The 15,959-nt window shown below is 70.4% G+C and carries 15 protein-coding genes; 8 read left to right on the top strand and 7 right to left on the bottom strand.

The features are described 5' to 3' along the window. The 3 genes from A5773_RS22770 to A5773_RS22760 form a co-directional block, all read right to left on the bottom strand. On the bottom strand, positions 1 to 659 hold a 659-nt coding region (locus A5773_RS22770; RefSeq protein WP_067792755.1), incomplete at its 3' end, for a VWA domain-containing protein. A gap of 41 nt (positions 660 to 700) precedes the next feature. Further along, complete coding sequence (locus A5773_RS22765) at positions 701 to 1,984, bottom strand: primosomal protein (protein ID WP_067262923.1); 1,284 nt, start codon at positions 1,982 to 1,984, stop codon at positions 701 to 703. Positions 1,985 to 2,143: 159 nt separating this feature from the next. Further along, positions 2,144 to 2,962, bottom strand: coding sequence for an alkaline phosphatase family protein (locus tag A5773_RS22760; protein WP_067262920.1), 819 nt, complete (start codon positions 2,960 to 2,962; stop codon positions 2,144 to 2,146). Positions 2,963 to 3,139: 177 nt separating this feature from the next. Between A5773_RS22760 and upp the strand changes: the two genes are divergently transcribed. Further along, positions 3,140 to 3,763, top strand: coding sequence for a uracil phosphoribosyltransferase (gene upp / locus A5773_RS22755; RefSeq protein ID WP_066951422.1), 624 nt, complete (start codon positions 3,140 to 3,142; stop codon positions 3,761 to 3,763). A gap of 5 nt (positions 3,764 to 3,768) precedes the next feature. Here upp and A5773_RS22750 read toward each other — a convergent pair whose 3' ends face one another. Next, the gene (locus tag A5773_RS22750) at positions 3,769 to 5,370 is read right to left on the bottom strand and encodes a phospho-sugar mutase (protein WP_067262917.1); all 1,602 of its coding nucleotides are present in this window, start codon (positions 5,368 to 5,370) and stop codon (positions 3,769 to 3,771) included. A 1-nt stretch (position 5,371) separates the two neighbouring features. Beyond that, entirely contained in the window at positions 5,372 to 6,178 is an 807-nt protein-coding gene (locus A5773_RS22745; RefSeq protein WP_067262914.1) for a purine-nucleoside phosphorylase, read from the bottom strand. 104 nt (positions 6,179 to 6,282) lie between these two features. Here A5773_RS22745 and A5773_RS22740 point away from each other — a divergent pair, with 104 nt between their 5' ends. From A5773_RS22740 to A5773_RS22730, 3 genes are read left to right on the top strand one after another with little or no spacing between them, the layout of a single operon-like run. Further along, complete coding sequence (locus A5773_RS22740) at positions 6,283 to 6,900, top strand: cutinase family protein (RefSeq protein WP_231989175.1); 618 nt, start codon at positions 6,283 to 6,285, stop codon at positions 6,898 to 6,900. 36 nt (positions 6,901 to 6,936) lie between these two features. After that, complete coding sequence (locus tag A5773_RS22735) at positions 6,937 to 8,118, top strand: M20 family metallopeptidase (protein ID WP_066949961.1); 1,182 nt, start codon at positions 6,937 to 6,939, stop codon at positions 8,116 to 8,118. Beyond that, positions 8,115 to 9,293, top strand: a complete 1,179-nt coding sequence (locus tag A5773_RS22730) for an amidohydrolase (protein WP_066949958.1) — start codon at positions 8,115 to 8,117, stop codon at positions 9,291 to 9,293. Before A5773_RS22735 ends, A5773_RS22730 begins: the two co-directional genes overlap by 4 nt. On the opposite strand, the gene A5773_RS22725 is transcribed toward A5773_RS22730, so the two are convergent. Then, positions 9,290 to 10,108 carry an alpha/beta hydrolase gene (locus A5773_RS22725; RefSeq protein ID WP_067792758.1) on the bottom strand — a complete coding sequence of 273 codons (819 nt, stop codon included), beginning with the start codon at positions 10,106 to 10,108 and terminating at the stop codon, positions 9,290 to 9,292. The genes A5773_RS22730 and A5773_RS22725 overlap by 4 nt on opposite strands. A gap of 89 nt (positions 10,109 to 10,197) precedes the next feature. Beyond that, positions 10,198 to 10,677, bottom strand: a complete 480-nt coding sequence (locus tag A5773_RS22720; RefSeq protein WP_066949956.1) for a gamma-glutamylcyclotransferase — start codon at positions 10,675 to 10,677, stop codon at positions 10,198 to 10,200. A 95-nt stretch (positions 10,678 to 10,772) separates the two neighbouring features. Between A5773_RS22720 and A5773_RS22715 the strand changes: the two genes are divergently transcribed. From A5773_RS22715 to A5773_RS22700, 4 genes are all read left to right on the top strand, one after another. Continuing rightward, a complete protein-coding gene (locus tag A5773_RS22715) occupies positions 10,773 to 12,188 on the top strand; it encodes an NAD(P)H-quinone dehydrogenase (RefSeq protein ID WP_066949953.1) in 1,416 nt (471 codons plus the stop codon). 66 nt (positions 12,189 to 12,254) lie between these two features. Further along, positions 12,255 to 14,012 (top strand): glycerol-3-phosphate dehydrogenase/oxidase, encoded by a 1,758-nt coding sequence (locus tag A5773_RS22710; RefSeq protein ID WP_066949950.1) that lies wholly within the window; start codon positions 12,255 to 12,257, stop codon positions 14,010 to 14,012. A gap of 7 nt (positions 14,013 to 14,019) precedes the next feature. Continuing rightward, on the top strand, positions 14,020 to 14,880 hold the full coding sequence (locus A5773_RS22705; RefSeq protein WP_066949947.1) for a pseudouridine synthase: 861 nt from the start codon (positions 14,020 to 14,022) through the stop codon (positions 14,878 to 14,880). A 91-nt stretch (positions 14,881 to 14,971) separates the two neighbouring features. Beyond that, positions 14,972 to 15,850 (top strand): TauD/TfdA family dioxygenase, encoded by an 879-nt coding sequence (locus tag A5773_RS22700; protein ID WP_067792752.1) that lies wholly within the window; start codon positions 14,972 to 14,974, stop codon positions 15,848 to 15,850. Positions 15,851 to 15,959: the final 109 nt, after the last annotated feature.

Here is a 15,959-nt window from a genome sequence, read left to right as displayed (position 1 = left end):
GCGGTGTAGACCCCGTCATGCGGATCGCTGGGGTTGGACGGCTTGTTCTCCTTGCCATCGGAGAGCAGCACGATGCGGGCCGGCGGCGGGGTGTCACCCCCGGTGATCGCGGTGGCGCTCACCGCGTGCAGGGCGGTGAAGATGGCCTCGCCGGTGGCCGTGCTGTCGGCGAAGTCGAGCTTCTTCAGGGCGTCGATGGTCGCCTGGTGCTGCGGGGTCGGCGGCACGAGCAGGTACGGCGTGCCCGCGAAGCCGACCAGCCCGAGGTTGATGCCGGGCGTCAGCTGGCTGGCGAACTGGCTGGCCGCCTCCTCGGCGGCCTTGAGCCGGTTCGGTGGGACGTCGGTTGCCCGCATGGACTGGGACATGTCGATGACCAGCACGATGACGGCCCGGTTGCGCGGGATGCGCATGTCATGGGTCGGCGTGGCCAGCGCGATGGTCAGCAGGACCAGGCTGAGCAGTGATACGGCGATCGGAATGTGCCGCGTCGGCGACTGTGGCACGTTCGCCTCGGTGAACCGACGCAGCCGGCGCCGGCGGCGGGCCTGGACCAGGACGTAGACCGCGAGCAGGGCCAGCGGGAGCAAACCGAACAACAGCATGCCCGGCCGTTGAAAGCCGTACAGCGGTAATGGGCCGATCCCGGGAAGCGACACCCGCCAGTAAAGAGGAGACTCGTAGGCCCGTCAAACGGGGGCTATTCGCGCCTGAGCCGCCCGTCGACGAATTGCTCCAAGTTCTCCCATTCCCGCACCGCCGCGGCGTACGGCGCCGAGGGCTTGCCGACCGAGCCGGGCTCGAGAACGTAGGCCACCAGCTTGCCCAGTGGGCGGCCCGTCTCCAGCGCCTTGTCGACCGTGCCCTCCTCCGAGTAGTCGCCGATGTCGCGCAGCAGTTCTACGGCAAGGTCCAGCTGGTCGCGGTCCACGGCGTCCGGCCCGTCGGCGATGTCGTCGGCCAGCCCGCTGAGCACGTAGATGTTGTCCTCGGTGACCTTGACTTCCAGCGAACCGTCGGTGGCGGCGGTGCGGATGTCGTCGTAGGTGCTCAGGTCGGCCAGGTCGTGGTCGTGCTCGTCGGCGAGGTAACGGGCCAGCGCCCGTTCGGAGGTGAACACGCTGATGCGCCCGTTGCGGCCCAGGAAGATCGGGCGGTCGTCGAGGTAGCAACGCAGGGTGTAGAAGGTGCCCGAACTCGTCATGATCCGAATCGGGTCGATGCCCACCTGCTGCCAGAAATCCTCGTCGCTACCCAGGATCACGGTGTCAGCGGCCGCGCGGGGTTCCTCGGCGTCGGCCTCCACCGGCTCGTCGGCCTCGTCGTCGGCCTCGTCTTCGGCCTCCTCGGGCACGGCTTCGGTGTCTTCTGCCTCTTCTTCCTCGGGCTCTTCGGCCAGCTCGTCGGCGGCCTTGGTCGACAGCTTGGTGTCTACCTCGGGGGTGGTGACGATGTCTTCGATCGCGCCGAGCACGTCGTCCCAGCTGCGCCCGATGATCTCGCCGAGCGCGTTCCAGCGTTTGAGGCCGGCCTTGCCGCTGAAGTGGTCGATCCCGCCCGACACGGTGCCCAACGTGGGATTGCCGTTGAAGAACTTCGACACCGCCGCGAGCTCGCACACCGACCCGATGGACGAGACGAGCGCCAGCGTGCGGGCCAGCCCGCTCACCGACTCCTCCGTCGGCTTCTCCGACACCAGCTCCTCGACCGCGACCAGATCGAACTGCTGGTCGGCGGCCGGTGAGAACTTGTGCGCGTGCGCCGCGGTCAGGTCCTTCCACGCCGGGTGGTCAACCAGGTCGTTGTCGTTGTCGGAGCGCACGAACGCGACCAGGTCGGCGACGGAAGAGAAGACATACAGGTCCTCGTCCTTGCCCAGGAACGCCTCCCACTCGTCGCCGGCGTCCCGCCAGCGGGGCGCCCAGACGGTGTAGCGGTCACCATCGGAGAGGCTCAGGCGGATGGGCACGAGGTCAGCAGCCATGCGGCACACAATAGCGACGGCCACCGAAGGTGCTTGCCATCGGACCTAGCCCGGTGACGGCGAGCGCCGGGACGGGGCGAGTAAGGAATCGGGCGATCGGACCTAGCCCGGTGACGGCGAGCGCCGGGACGGGGCGAGTAAGGAACCGGGCGATTGGACCTAGCCCCAGATATCGGTGACCGGTGGCGCGCTGGCCGCGTATCCGGTTTTGGGCAGGCCGTACATCTGCTCGATCGTGGACAGCACGTTGTAGTGGTTGATCTGTTCGCTGTAATTGCCGGGACGGACGTGGGCGCCGTAAAAGATCGTGGGGATCTGGTTTCGGTTCCCGCCGTCGTCCTCGTCGAACGTCACGATCAGCAGGCTGTTGTTGGCCGCCGCCCAATTGGCGTAACCCGACAGCTCGCGGTTCAGCCAGGCGTCGGCCTGCGCAATGGAGCCGTCGTGCATGTTGTCGTCGTTGTTGGGGATGACGAACGACACGGTGGGCAGGCTGGCGTAGTTGCCCATCGGGAACGCCGAGAACGGCAGCGAGTTCGCCGGCGGCACATTGGTGAAGTTGGCCCAGGGCACGTGTTTGCGCGCGTACTTGCCGGCGCTGCACGCGGGCGAGCCGACCGCGGGCAGGCCTTCGGCGAAGCCGACGAATGTGTAGCCCGCGGCCAGCAGTTCGGAACCCAGGTTGGGGGCGGCGCCGCCGTTGACCGGGCATTGGTCCGTGGTCACCCCGAAGGTGTTGCCGGCGAACAGCGCCAGGTAGTTCGGCTCGCTGGGGTGTGTTTCGGCGAACGACTGGGCCATGTTGGCCCCACCCGCGGCCAGCGCGGTGATGAAGGGCGCCGACTTGTTGCCGATGATGTGCGACTCGGAACGGTTCTCCTCCACCACGATCACGATGTGGTCGGGCTTCGGAATGGCCGCTGCCACAAGGCCGATCCGCGGAGTCAACGGGCTGGCCGCCAACGCGATCAAGGCCATCGCGCCGAGCAGTTCAAGGACTCGAAATGCCCTGCCCGTCAACCCTGTTGAACCCGCGATTCCGCTCAGCACTACGGGAGCATATGGGTGGACCCGGCACACCGTCCGCGGCGACGCGGGCGGCTTCAGCGGGGCGTTAGCGAACTGCGGCCGGATCGTTATATAAGGTCAAGCACCGTGGAGGTGCGCGTTGTCGATCACCCGCTGGCGGTCGCCCGGCTGACGACGATGCGCGACGAGCGCACCGACAACGAGGGTTTCCGGGCGGCGTTGCGGGATGTGACCGCGATGCTGGTCTACGAAGCCACCCGGGACGCGCCCCGAGAGACCTTTCCCGTCCGCACGCCACTGGCGGAGACGCAGGGAGTGCGGCTGGCCAAACCGCCACTGCTGGTGCCGGTGCTGCGGGCCGGGCTGGGCATGGTGGATCAGGCGCTCGCGCTTCTGCCGCAAGCCCGGGTCGGATTCGTCGGCGTGGCCCGCGACGAGGAAACCCATCGCGCGACTGGGTATTTCGAGTCGCTGCCCGACGAGCTGGCCGGCCTGCCGGTGTTCGTCATGGATCCGATGCTGGCCACCGGCGGGTCGTTGCAGTACACGGTCGGCCTGCTGCTGGAGCGCGGTGCGACCGACATCACGGTGTTGTGCGCGGTGGCCGCGCCCGAAGGCGTTGCCGCGCTTGAGGAGAAGGCTCCCGAAGCGCGCCTGTTCACCGTGGCGGTCGACGACGGGCTCAACGAGAACGCTTACATCGTGCCGGGTCTCGGCGACGCGGGCGACCGTCAATACGGGCCGCGCTAGCCCGGTCACCAGCTCTGCGCCGCGGACACCAGCTCGTCGCGCACCGCCCTGGCCCGCTGGCGGGCGTCGTCCAGTTCGCCGGTCGCCGCGCAGCGAACCTCGATGTAGCACTTCAGCTTCGGCTCGGTCCCGGACGGCCGCACCACCAGCCTGACCGACGCGTCGTCGTCGCCGCCGGTGAAGATCAGCGCGTCGGCGATGGCGGTGACGGTCGCGGTGAACCCGGCCAGCGTTTCCGGTGGCGTCTCGCGCAGCCGCCGCATCAGCTCGGCGGCCTCGGCGGCGTCGGCGACGCGGCGCGACACCGCGGCGACGTCGTGCACGCCGTATCGCCGGGCGAGGTCGTCGAGCGCGTCGGAAACCGAACGGCCCCGGTCTTTGAGCGCGGCCACCAGATCGCACACCAGCACCGCGGCGCTGATGCCGTCCTTGTCGCGCACGGCGTCCGGGTCGACGCAGTGCCCGATCGCCTCCTCGTAGGCGTACATCAGCGTGCCGTCCGGCACGCCGGCGTCGGCGCGCGCCAGCCACTTGAAGCCGGTGAGGGTTTCGACGTGGGTGGCCCCGTACCGGCGCGCGATGGCCGCCAGCATCCGTGACGACACCACGGTGCTGGCCACCACCGCCGTTCGGGGATCGGCGGCCCGCGACAAGATGTAATCGCCAAGCAGCCAACCGGTTTCGTCCCCGGACAGCATCCGCCAGCCCGAGCCGGCCGGGACGCCGACCGCGCATCGGTCGGCGTCGGGGTCCAGCGCGATCGCGACGTCGGCCGTGACCTCCGCGGCCAACGCGAGCAGCGCGTCGGTGGCGCCGGGTTCCTCGGGATTGGGGAAGGCGACGGTGGGAAAGTCGGGGTCCGGTGCGAACTGCGCTCCCACGGTGTGCACCTGCCCGAAACCGGCGCGCTGCAACGCTTCCACGGCCACGCCGCCGCCCACCCCGTGCAGCGGGGTCAAAGCCACCCGCACCGAACCGGTGCCGCGCCGCACCGCGGCGGCGCGCGCGATGTAGCGCTCGACCAGATCGCTGACGGCGGGCTGCACCGGAGCCCGGTGGATTTCGTCGGCCGGGGGAGCGGCGGAGATCGCGGCCTCGATCTCGCGATCGGTCGGGGAGACGATCTGGATGCCACCGTCGGTGTAGACCTTGAAGCCGTTGTCGGTCGGCGGGTTGTGCGAGGCGGTGATCTGTATGCCCGCGGCGGCGCCGGTGTGGCGCACGGCGAACGCGACCACCGGCGTCGGCACCGGCCCAGGCAGCAGCAGCACCGAGAAGCCCTGGGCGGCAAGCACTTCGGCAGTAACCGTGGCGAAAACGGCGGAGCCGTGCCGGGAGTCGCGCCCGACGATGACCGGCGAGCCGGCCAGGCCGCGTCCGTCGAGTATCCGCGCCACCGCCCAGGTGGCGCGCGACACCACCGCCACGTTCATGGCGTCGGGGCCGCCGCGCACCGGACCGCGCAGGCCGGCGGTGCCGAACGTGAGCGGGTGGGCGAACCGCGCGGCGAGCTCCTCGGGACCGCACGCCGCGAGCTCGGCGGCCGTAGCCGGGTCGGGATCGTGTGCGATCCACTCCGCCGCGGCGATCCGCTCCTCGGGCGTCATCTCACAACCGGGCTACGACGTCGGCCAGCAGCGCGCCCATGCGGCTGGCCGACGCGGCGCCGGCGGCGAGCACCTCCGCGTGGCTCAGCGGCTCGCCGCCGATCCCCGCGGCCGGGTTGGTGACCAACGACACCCCCAGCACCTCGGCGCCGGCCGCCCGGGCCGCGATGGTCTCGTGCACGGTCGACATGCCGACCAGGTCGGCGCCCAGCATCCGCAGCATGCGCACCTCGGCGGGCGTCTCGTAGTGCGGCCCGGGCAGGCCGGCGTAGACGCCCTCGGCCAGTCCGGGGTCGCCCTGGCGGGCGAGGTCCCGCAGCCGCGGCGAGTAGGCGTCGGTCAAGTCCACGAACTGCGGGCCGACCAACGGCGAACGGGCGGTCAGGTTGAGGTGGTCGCTGATCAGCACCGGCTGGCCTACCGCCAGGTCGGGCCGCACGCCGCCGGCCGCGTTGGTGAGCACGACGATGCGCGCCCCCGCCGCGCAGGCCGCGCGCACCGGGTGTACGACGTGGCACAGGTCGTGGCCCTCGTACGCGTGCACGCGACCGACCAGCACCAGCACCCGGCGATCGCCGATTCGCGTCGAGATCAGCTCGCCGGTGTGCCCGACGGCGGTGGGCGGCGCGAACCCGGGCACGTCGGCCTGGGGCAGCACGGCGGTCGGGGAGCCGAGCGCGGAAACCGCCGGGCGCCAGCCGGATCCGAGCACGATGGCGACGTCGTGCTCGGGTACGCCGGTGCGCTCCCCGATGGCCTGCGCCGCCCGCCGCGCGAGGTCGGCGGGGTCGAGCGGGGGTTCGGCCACAGTCGGGGAGCTTAGCGGCGGAGTGGCGCGCGCCGGAATATGTGAAAATCTGCCGCATGAATCTTCGTAGGTGGCCGGTTGTCGGCCTAGCCGTCGCCGTTGCGGTGGCGGTGCTTTCGATCACGACCGGTCCGACGGCGCCGGCGCGGGCCGACGGATGTCCCGACGTTCAGCTCATCTTCGCCCGCGGCACCGCGGAGCCGCCCGGCCTCGGGGTCGCCGGAGACGCGCTGCTCGCCGCGCTGCAGCCCGCCCTCGGCTCGCGCAGCGTCGACGCGTACGCGGTGAACTACCCGGCCAGCTACAACTTCCTGCAGACCGCCGACGGCGCCAACGACGCCCGCGACCACATCGCGCAGATGGTCGACCAGTGCCCGGCGACGAAGCTGGTGCTCGGCGGCTTCTCGCAGGGCGCCGCCGCGGTCTCGATGCTGGCGGGGGTGCCGCCGCTGGGCGAGCGCATCGGCAACTTCGGGTCGGCTCCCGCGCTGGACCCGGGGCTGGCCAACAAGGTCAGGGCGGTGGCGGTGTTCGGCAACCCCGGAAACCGGTTCAACACGCCCTTGTCGACCGCGGGCCAGTTCGCTGGCCGCGCCATCGACATCTGCGTTGACGGTGATCCGGTGTGCGTGGTCGGCGGCCGGGACCGGGAGGCCCACCACGATTACGGTGTGCCGCCCTACCCCGGACAGGCCGCCGGATTCATCGCCGGGCTGGTGTAACTGAGGCCGTGAAGGTCGCGGTGGGATACTGCGAGAATGCCCACCACCGCATTGGACAACGTCGAGGATGTCGTGCGGCGACGGGGCTCCGACCTGGTTGAGCTGTCCCACGCCATCCACGCCGAGCCCGAGCTGGCGTTCGCCGAGCATCGCAGCTGCGCCAAGGCCCAGGCGCTGGTCGCCGAACGCGGTTTCGAGATCACCGCGTCCGCGGGCGGCCTGGACACCGCCTTCCGCGCCGACTTCGGCAGCGGGCCGCTGACCATCGGGGTGTGCGCCGAATACGACGCGCTTCCCGAGATCGGCCACGCCTGCGGCCACAACATCATCGCCGCATCGGCGGTGGGCACCGCGCTGGCGCTGGCCGAGGTGGCCGACGACCTGGGCCTGCGGGTGGCTCTGATCGGCACCCCCGCCGAGGAGGCGGGTGGCGGCAAGGCGCTGCTGTTGCAGGCCGGGGTGTTCGACGACGTGGCGGCGGCGGTGATGCTGCACCCGGGGCCCGCCGACATCGCGGCGGCCCGTTCACTGGCGCTGTCGGAAGCGACCGTGCACTACCGCGGCAAGGAATCCCATGCTGCCGTCGCGCCGCATCAGGGGGTCAACGCCGCCGACGCCGTGACCGTCGCGCAGGTGGCCGTCGGGCTGTTGAGGCAACAGCTGGCCCCCGGCCAACTGGTGCACGGCATCGTCACCGACGGCGGCCAGGCGGTCAACGTCATCCCCGGGCACGCGACGCTGCTGTATGCCATGCGGGCGGTCGAATCGGACTCGTTGAGACAGCTGGAGGGCAGGATGTACGCGTGCTTCGCCGCGGGTGCGCTGGCCACCGGCTGCGACTACGAGATCGACAACCCGGCACCCCCCTACGACGAACTCAGGCCCGACGAATGGCTGGCCGACGTCTTCCGCGACGAGATGCGCCGGCTCGGGCGCGAGCCGGTGGCCCGCGAGTTCGAAGCGGCGCTGCCCATGGGCAGCACCGACATGGGCAACGTGACGCACGTGCTGCCGGGCATCCATCCGATCGTCGGGGTCGACGCCGGTGGCGCCATGGTGCACCAGCGCGCGTTCGCCACGGCCGCCGCCGGCCCCAGCGCCGACCGCGCCGTCGTCGAGGGCGCGATCATGCTGGCCCGCACGGTGGTTCAGCTGGCCCAGACGCCGGCCGAACGTGACCGCGTGCTGGCCGCGCAGGAACGGCGGGCGCACGCATGAGCCTCGCCGACGCCGCCTCCTCCTGGCTGGCCGCACACCACGACGACCTGGTCGAATGGCGCCGGCACATCCACCGCTACCCCGAGTTGGGCCGCCAGGAGTACGCCACCACCCAGTTCGTCGCCGAGCGGCTGGCCGACGCGGGTCTCAACCCCAAGGTGCTACCGGGCGGGACGGGACTGGTCTGCGATCTGGGGCCCGAACACGAGCCGCGCATCGCGCTGCGGGCCGACATGGACGCGCTGCCCATGGCCGAGCGCACCGGCGCGCCCTACACCTCCACCATGCCCAACGTCGCGCACGCCTGCGGCCATGACGCCCACACCGCCATCCTGCTCGGCACCGCGCTGACCCTGGCGTCGGTGCCGCAGCTGCCGGTCGGGGTGCGGCTGATCTTCCAGGCCGCCGAGGAGCTGATGCCCGGCGGCGCGATCGACGCCATCGCCGCGGGGGCGATCACCGGGGTGTCGCGGATCTTCGCCCTGCACTGCGATCCCCGGCTCGAGGTCGGCCAGATCGCGGTCCGGCACGGGCCCATCACCTCGGCGGCCGACCAGATCGAGATCATCCTGCATTCCCCGGGCGGGCACACGTCGCGTCCGCACCTGACCGCCGACCTGGTCTACGGGCTCGGCACGCTGATCACCGGGCTGCCCGGGGTGTTGTCGCGGCGCATCGACCCGCGCAACGGCACCGTGCTGGTGTGGGGCGCGGTCAACGCGGGGGTGGCCGCCAACGCCATCCCGCAGAGCGGTGTGCTGGGCGGCACGGTCCGCACCGCCAGCCGGCAGACGTGGGTGGGCCTCGAAGAGATCATCCGCGACACGGTGTCGGCGCTGCTGGCCCCGCTGGGCATCGACCACACGCTGCAATACCGGCGCGGCGTGCCGCCGGTGGTCAACGAGGACGTCTCGACGCGCATCCTCACCCACGCGATCGAGGCCATCGGCCCGGACGCGCTGGCCGACACCCGCCAGTCCGGCGGGGGCGAGGACTTCTCCTGGTATCTCGAGGAGATTCCCGGCGCCATGGCGCGCCTGGGCGTGTGGCCGGGCCAGGGGCCGCAGCTGGATTTGCACCAGCCGACGTTCGACCTCGACGAGCGCGCCCTGGCGATCGGGCTGCGCGTGATGGTCAACATCGTCGAGCAGGCGGCCGCGTTTTCGCTGCCCTAGCTCGTGGCACGCACGACGTGCCCGGCGATGTGCGCATAGGTTCGCCGGGTGACGTCGGTCGCCGCGCTCATGATGTTGTAGCCGTGGTCGACGCCGGCCACCTCGTGGTACTCCGCCAATGCTCCTGCGGCGTCGAGCTTTTCGGCGTATCTGCGGGCCTCGTCGCGAAGCCGATCGTGTTCGGTCGTCACGACCAATGCCGGTGCGATGCCCGCGATTGCGTCGGCGTTGTCGCCCCAGGCGGGAGAGGCGAGGCGGTCGCGCCGCTGTGCCGGGTCGGGCACGTAAGCGGTGTCGAACACCTCGCCCATCCACGGTTTCATGACCGCCCGGTCGCCCGCGCTGGACGGCTTGTCGCGGGTGGGCGTCACGAGGTCAAGCGGCGCGTAATGCAGCACCTGCAACGCGATGCGGGGCCCGCCGTTCTCCAGGGCCAGCCGTGCCGCGGCGGCGCTGAGGTTGCCGCCGGCGCTCTGGCCGCCGACGCACAGCCGGCTGCCGTCCCAGTCGCGGTCGGGGGCCGCCGCCCAGCACACGATGTCGTAGACCTGATGGGGCGCCGCGGGAAAGCGGTGACGCGGCGCCAGCACATAGTCCGGATTGATCACCACGACGCCCGCGTTCGCGGCGAGGTATCGGCACCACGGATCGTCTTGTTCGGGGTGCCCGACCACGAAGCCGCCGCCGTGCACGTTGACGTAGACGGACGGGTTCGCCGTGCCGGCCGGCGGGCGGTAGACGGTTGCCGACGCCGCGCCGTGCCGGGTGGGGATGGAGACCTCAGAGGTCTGGCTCCGAAATTCCGGAAACCGCACGGCGGCCTTGGGAGCCGGCCTGACCGTGGCGGCGAACGTACGCGCCAGTGCGTCGGCGACCACCGGTGTGGAGAGAATCGACACGGGCCTTAGGAGCCCGTTCCCGGACCGACGTTGTGGGCCGGTCGAGTTCGCAGGTTGTGCACGTAATCGGCCGGCGCTCCGGCGATTTCGGCCGCATCCGCCATCACGCCGAGATACCGCGCGGACGGCAGCCCACCCTCCCAGGCGTCGAGCACATACAGCCACGCCAGCACGGGGTCGGTGCTGGTGTCCGACGAGATGCGCTCCACCCGGCAGCGGATCTTCTTGTGCACCCCGAACTCGGAGCCCTCCCACCGGTCGAGGTTGTTCTCGTCGGCCGGGGTCATGTCGTACAGGACGACGAACACCTTGGAATCCGGATCTTCGACGACCGTGGCCAGCGCGCCTTCCCAGCCGATGTCCTCGCCCCCGAACGTCAATCGCCACCCGTGCAACCAGCCCGTTCCGGCCATCGGCGAATGGGGTGCGCGCTTGAGCATCTGCTCAGGATCCATGTTCGACCCGTAGGCGGCGTAGATCGGCACGGGGAAAGCTTAGACGTCACACGCGCGCGCGGTCTTGTCCCGACGGCATCGTCGCCGCGCTGCGGTGGCCCGGGTCCCCCCGCTAGGTTGGGGCTGTGGCGACCCGCATCGTGATCCTCGGTGGAGGCCCGGCCGGTTACGAAGCCGCGCTGGTGGCCGCCACCTCCCACCCCGACACCACCCACGTCACGGTGATCGACTCCGACGGGATCGGCGGCGCGGCCGTGCTGGACGACTGCGTTCCGTCCAAGACGTTCATCGCGTCGACCTGGCTGCGCACCGAGTTGCGCAGGGCGCCGCGGCTCGGCTTCGACATCGACATCGACGACGCGAAGATCTCGCTGCCGCGGATTCACGCCCGGGTCAAGCAACTCGCCACCGAGCAGTCGGCCGACATCACCGAACAGCTGCTCGGCATGGGCGTGCACGTGGTCGCCGGGCACGGCGAGCTGATCGACCCCACACCGGGGCTGGCCTGCCACCGCATCAAGGCGACCGCCCCCGACGGCACCACCAGCGAGTACGAGGCCGACGTTGTGCTGATCGCGACGGGCGCCAGCCCGCGGGTCCTGCCGTCCGCGCAGCCCGACGGTGAGCGGATCCTGACCTGGCGGCAGCTCTACAACCTGGAGGCGCTGCCCGAACACCTCATCGTGGTCGGGTCGGGTGTCACCGGTGCCGAGTTCGTGCACGCCTACACCGAGCTGGGCGTACCCGTGACGGTTGTCGCCAGCCGGGACCGGGTGCTGCCCTACGAGGACGCCGACGCCGCGTTGGTCCTGGAAGAGGCGTTCTCCGAGCGCGGCGTCGAGCTGGTCAAGAACGCCCGTGCCCAGTCGGTGACCCGCACCGGAGACGGCGTGCTGGTCACCCTGGCCGACGGGCGCACCGTCGAGGGCAGCCACGCCCTGATGACCATCGGTTCGGTCCCCAACACCGGCGGGCTCGGCCTGGACCGCGTCGGCATCGAGCTGGGCCGCGGCGGCTACCTGACCGTGGACCGGGTGTCGCGGACCTCGGTGGCCGGCATCTACGCCGCCGGCGACTGCACCGGCCTGCTGCCGCTGGCGTCGGTGGCCGCCATGCAGGGCCGCATCGCGATGTATCACGCGCTGGGCGAGGGCGTCAGCCCGATCCGGTTGCGCACGGTGGCGGCGACGGTGTTCACCCGGCCGGAGATCGCGGCCGTCGGGGTGCCGCAAACGATGATCGACGACGGTTCGGTGTCGGCCCGCACGATCATGCTGCCGCTGCGCACCAACGCGCGGGCCAAGATGTCCGGGCTGCGACAGGGTTTCGTGAAGATGTTCTGCCGGAAGTCCACCGGCGTGGTGATCGGTGGCGTGGTGGTGGCCCCGATCGCATCGGAACTGATCCTGCCGATCGCCGTGGCCGTCCAAAACCGCATCACGGTCAACGAGCTGGCGCAGACGCTCGCCGTTTACCCGTCGCTGTCCGGTTCGATCACCGAGGCCGCTCGTCGGCTGATGGCCCACGACGATCTCGACTAGCCTTGGTCCGACACCGTCCTACTGGCGAGTAACCGACAGGAGTTTCCCGGTGAGGAGTCCTCTGCCGTGAGCAACCCGATACAGGCGCCCCAGAGCACACAGACCTGGGCGGCTTCCACGTTGGGACCTCAGCAGCGCGCGCTGGCGTGGGAGCGACTCGGCGCCGAGCAGTTCGACGTCGTCGTCATCGGCGGCGGCGTGGTGGGCTCCGGTTGCGCGCTGGACGCCGCCACCCGAGGGCTGAAGGTGGCGCTGGTCGAGGCGCGCGATTTCGCGTCGGGCACCTCGAGCCGGTCGTCGAAGATGTTTCACGGCGGGTTGCGTTATCTCGAACAACTGGAGTTCGGGCTGGTGCGCGAGGCGCTTTACGAGCGGGAGCTGTCGCTGACCACCCTGGCGCCGCATCTGGTCAAGCCGATGCCGTTCTTGTTTCCGCTGACCAACCGCGTGTGGGAGCGGCCCTACGTCGCCGCGGGCATCTTCCTTTACGACCGGATGGGCGGCGCGAAATCCGTTCCGGCGCAAAGGCATCTGACCCGGGCCGGCGCGTTGCGGTTGAGTCCTGGCTTAAAGCGGACGTCCCTGATCGGCGGAATCCGCTACTACGACACCGTCGTCGACGACGCCCGGCACACCATGACCGTCGCGCGCACCGCCGCCCACTACGGCGCGGTGGTGCGGACCTCCACCCAGGTGGTCGCGATGCTGCGCGAGGGCGACCGGGTGACCGGCGTGCGGGTCCGCGACTCCGAGAACGGCGCCGTCACCGAAGTCCGCGGCCACGTCGTGGTCAATGCGACCGGGGTGTGGACCGACGAGATTCAGGCGTTGTCGAAGCAGCGCGGGCGATTTCAGGTGCGCGCGTCCAAGGGCGTGCACGTGGTGGTGCCGCGCGACCGTATCGTCAGCGACGTCGCCATCATCCTGCGCACCGAGAAGTCGGTGATGTTCGTCATCCCGTGGGGCACGCACTGGATCATCGGCACGACCGATACCGACTGGAATCTGGACCTGGCCCACCCCGCGGCCACCAAGGCCGACATCGACTACATCCTGCAGACGGTCAACACCGTGCTGGCCATTCCGCTGACGCATGCCGACATCGACGGCGTGTACGCGGGGCTGCGGCCGCTGCTGGCCGGGGAGAGCGAGGAGACCTCCAAGCTGTCGCGCGAGCACGCGGTGGCGGTGCCCGCGCCGGGATTGGTGGCCATCGCCGGCGGCAAGTACACGACCTATCGGGTGATGGCCGCCGATGCGATCGACGCGGCGGCCCAGTTCGTCCCGGCCCGCGTGGCGCCCTCGATCACCGAGAAGGTCAGCCTGCTGGGTGCCGACGGTTACTTCGCCCTGGTGAATCAGGCCGAACACGTTGCGGCGCTGCAAGGTTTGCATCCGTACCGGGTGCGGCATCTGCTGGATCGCTACGGTTCGCTGATCGGCGACGTGCTGGGTCTGGCGGCCGGAAACGCCGACCTGCTCAGCCCGATCAAGGAGGCGCCGGGCTACCTGAAGGTGGAGGCCCTGTACGCCGTCATCGCCGAGGGGGCGCTGCACCTCGAGGACATCCTGGCCCGCCGGATGCGCATTTCCATCGAGTACTCGCACCGCGGCGTGGACTGCGCCGGCGAGGTCGCCGACGTGGTCGCGCCCGTGCTCGGCTGGAGTGCCGCCGACGTCGAGCGTGAGGTGGCGAACTACTCCGCGCGGGTGGAGGCCGAGATCTTGTCGCAGGCCCAGCCCGACGACGTGTCGGCGGACGAGCTGCGGGCGAGCGCCCCGGAGGCGCGCGCCGAGATCCTCGAGCCGGTGCCTTTGAATTGAGCGTCAGGTGAGAACGGCGCCGCTGCCGGTGCGCGACGGGCTCGGCCCGGCGCGGGTGCGGCTGCACGGCGGACCGGTCCTGGCCGAGCTGACCGAGCGGTTCGGCGCGCCGGCGCGGTCGAAGGTGCTGGCCGGGGAGGTGGTCGACGCCGACGGTGCGGTGGTCGACGAGGCCACGGTGCTGCCCGCCGGATCACACGTGTTTCTCTACCGGGAGCTGCCTCATGAAGTTCCGGTGCCATTCGACATTCCGGTGCTTCATCGCGACGCCGACATCGTGGTCGTCGACAAGCCGCATTTTCTGGCCACCATGCCGCGCGGCAGCCACGTGGCGCAGACGGCGCTGGTGCGGCTGCGCCGGGAGCTGGGCCTGCCTGAGCTGAGCCCGGCGCATCGGCTGGACCGGCTGACCGCCGGGGTGTTGCTGTTCACCGCGCGCCGCGAGGTGCGCGGCACATACCAGACGCTGTTCTCGCGGGGGTTGGTGCGCAAGACGTATCTGGCGCGCGCCGCCGTGGACCCGGCCCTGGTGTTGCCGCGCGTGGTGCGCAGCCGGATCGTCAAGCGGCGCGGGGTTTTGCAGGCCGTCTGCGAACCCGGAGCGCCCAACGCGGAAACGCTGGTGGAACTCCTTTCCCCGGACGGCCTGTACCGGCTCACCCCGCGCACCGGGCGCACCCACCAGCTGCGCGTGAGCATGGCCGCCCTTGGTGTACCGATCAACGGAGACCCGTTGTACCCCAACATCATTGACGTGCCGGCCGATGATTTCAGCACGCCGCTGCGGTTGCTGGCGCAGCGCATCGAGTTCGACGATCCGGTGACGGGGGACCGCCGCGAGTTCGTCAGCCGGCGAGCGGGGCCGTAGTTTCGCTCGGTCTGTCGTGCCGATGGCTTGCCGGGCGCGCGCTCTAGGTGGACAGTCGTATTGAAAACCTCGAACGCTTCGGAGGCCGCCGATGGAGATCGTCCCGTCGGGCCTGGGCTTCGCTGCAGAGGTGTGTGGGGTCAGCATTCAGGACGTCGCGGCATCGGAGGTCGCGCACGCAGCGGTACGCGCGGCGTTCGAGGAGCATTCGGTCCTGGTGTTCCGAGATCAGGACGTCACCGACGAAGCGCAGCTCGCCTTCTCCCGCTGCTTCGGTCCGCTCGAGGTCACCAAGGTCGGTTCGGACGGGCATGGCACCAACCTCGTCATCCTCAAGACCCTCGACGAGGCGGGCAACGTCGTGCCCGAAGGCCACCGGATTGCCCTAGAGAACAAGGCCAACCAGCTCTGGCATACCGACAGCTCGTTCAAGCGCGTCCCGGCGCTCGCTTCGGTGTTGTCGTCGCGCGTCATTCCGGGGCATGGAGGTGAGACCGAGTATGTCTCCACCCGGCTCGCCTTCGAACGCCTCGATCCCGGGTTACAACGGCGGCTCGAAGATTGCTTTGCCTGGCACGAGTACGCCTATTCGCGCGGCAAGATCGCGCCCGACCTGGCCGGCCCGGCCGAGCGCGCGGCGCTGCCGCCGCAATGCTGGCGTCTGGTGTGGCGCAATCCGGTCAACGGCCGCAAGGCGCTGTATTTGGCCTCGCACGCGTACGCGATCGAGGGTATGGCGCCGGCGGCGGCGCGGGAGCTGATCGCCGGGCTGACCGAGGCAGCAACTGCCCGTGAGGCCCGATTCGTGCACTCGTGGCGCGAGGGCGACGTGGTGATGTGGGATAACCGCGCGGTCATGCATCGCGGCCGGCCGTGGCCGGCGGGGGAGCCACGCTTCATGGTGCGGAGCACGATTTCCGCGACGGCCGCGGACGGGCTGGGGGCCATGCGGTTGTCGTTAGCCGGGTGACATAATCGAATGTATGTTCGAATCGAGGGTGTCGTCGCCCGCGGTGATCGCGGAGTTCGATGAGCACTTCGAGCGGCGGTATCCGTCTGCGACGGCGGAGTCGGCGGCG

Source organism: Mycobacterium sp. 852014-52450_SCH5900713, from assembly GCF_001667075.1.
GTDB lineage: Bacteria > Actinomycetota > Actinomycetes > Mycobacteriales > Mycobacteriaceae > Mycobacterium.
Note: the sequence above shows the minus strand (reverse complement) of the source record. Positions and strands in the feature narration are given on the sequence as shown.

Coding starts and splice junctions, on each gene's coding strand:
- A5773_RS22750 (WP_067262917.1), bottom strand. CDS start 5,370: ATGACGCCCGAGGAGCGGATCGCCGCGGCGGAGTGGATCGCACACGAT.
- A5773_RS22730 (WP_066949958.1), top strand. CDS start 8,115: ATGAGCCTCGCCGACGCCGCCTCCTCCTGGCTGGCCGCACACCACGAC.
- A5773_RS22765 (WP_067262923.1), bottom strand. CDS start 1,984: ATGGCTGCTGACCTCGTGCCCATCCGCCTGAGCCTCTCCGATGGTGAC.
- A5773_RS22735 (WP_066949961.1), top strand. CDS start 6,937: ATGCCCACCACCGCATTGGACAACGTCGAGGATGTCGTGCGGCGACGG.
- A5773_RS22760 (WP_067262920.1), bottom strand. CDS start 2,962: ATGGCCTTGATCGCGTTGGCGGCCAGCCCGTTGACTCCGCGGATCGGC.
- A5773_RS22700 (WP_067792752.1), top strand. CDS start 14,972: ATGGAGATCGTCCCGTCGGGCCTGGGCTTCGCTGCAGAGGTGTGTGGG.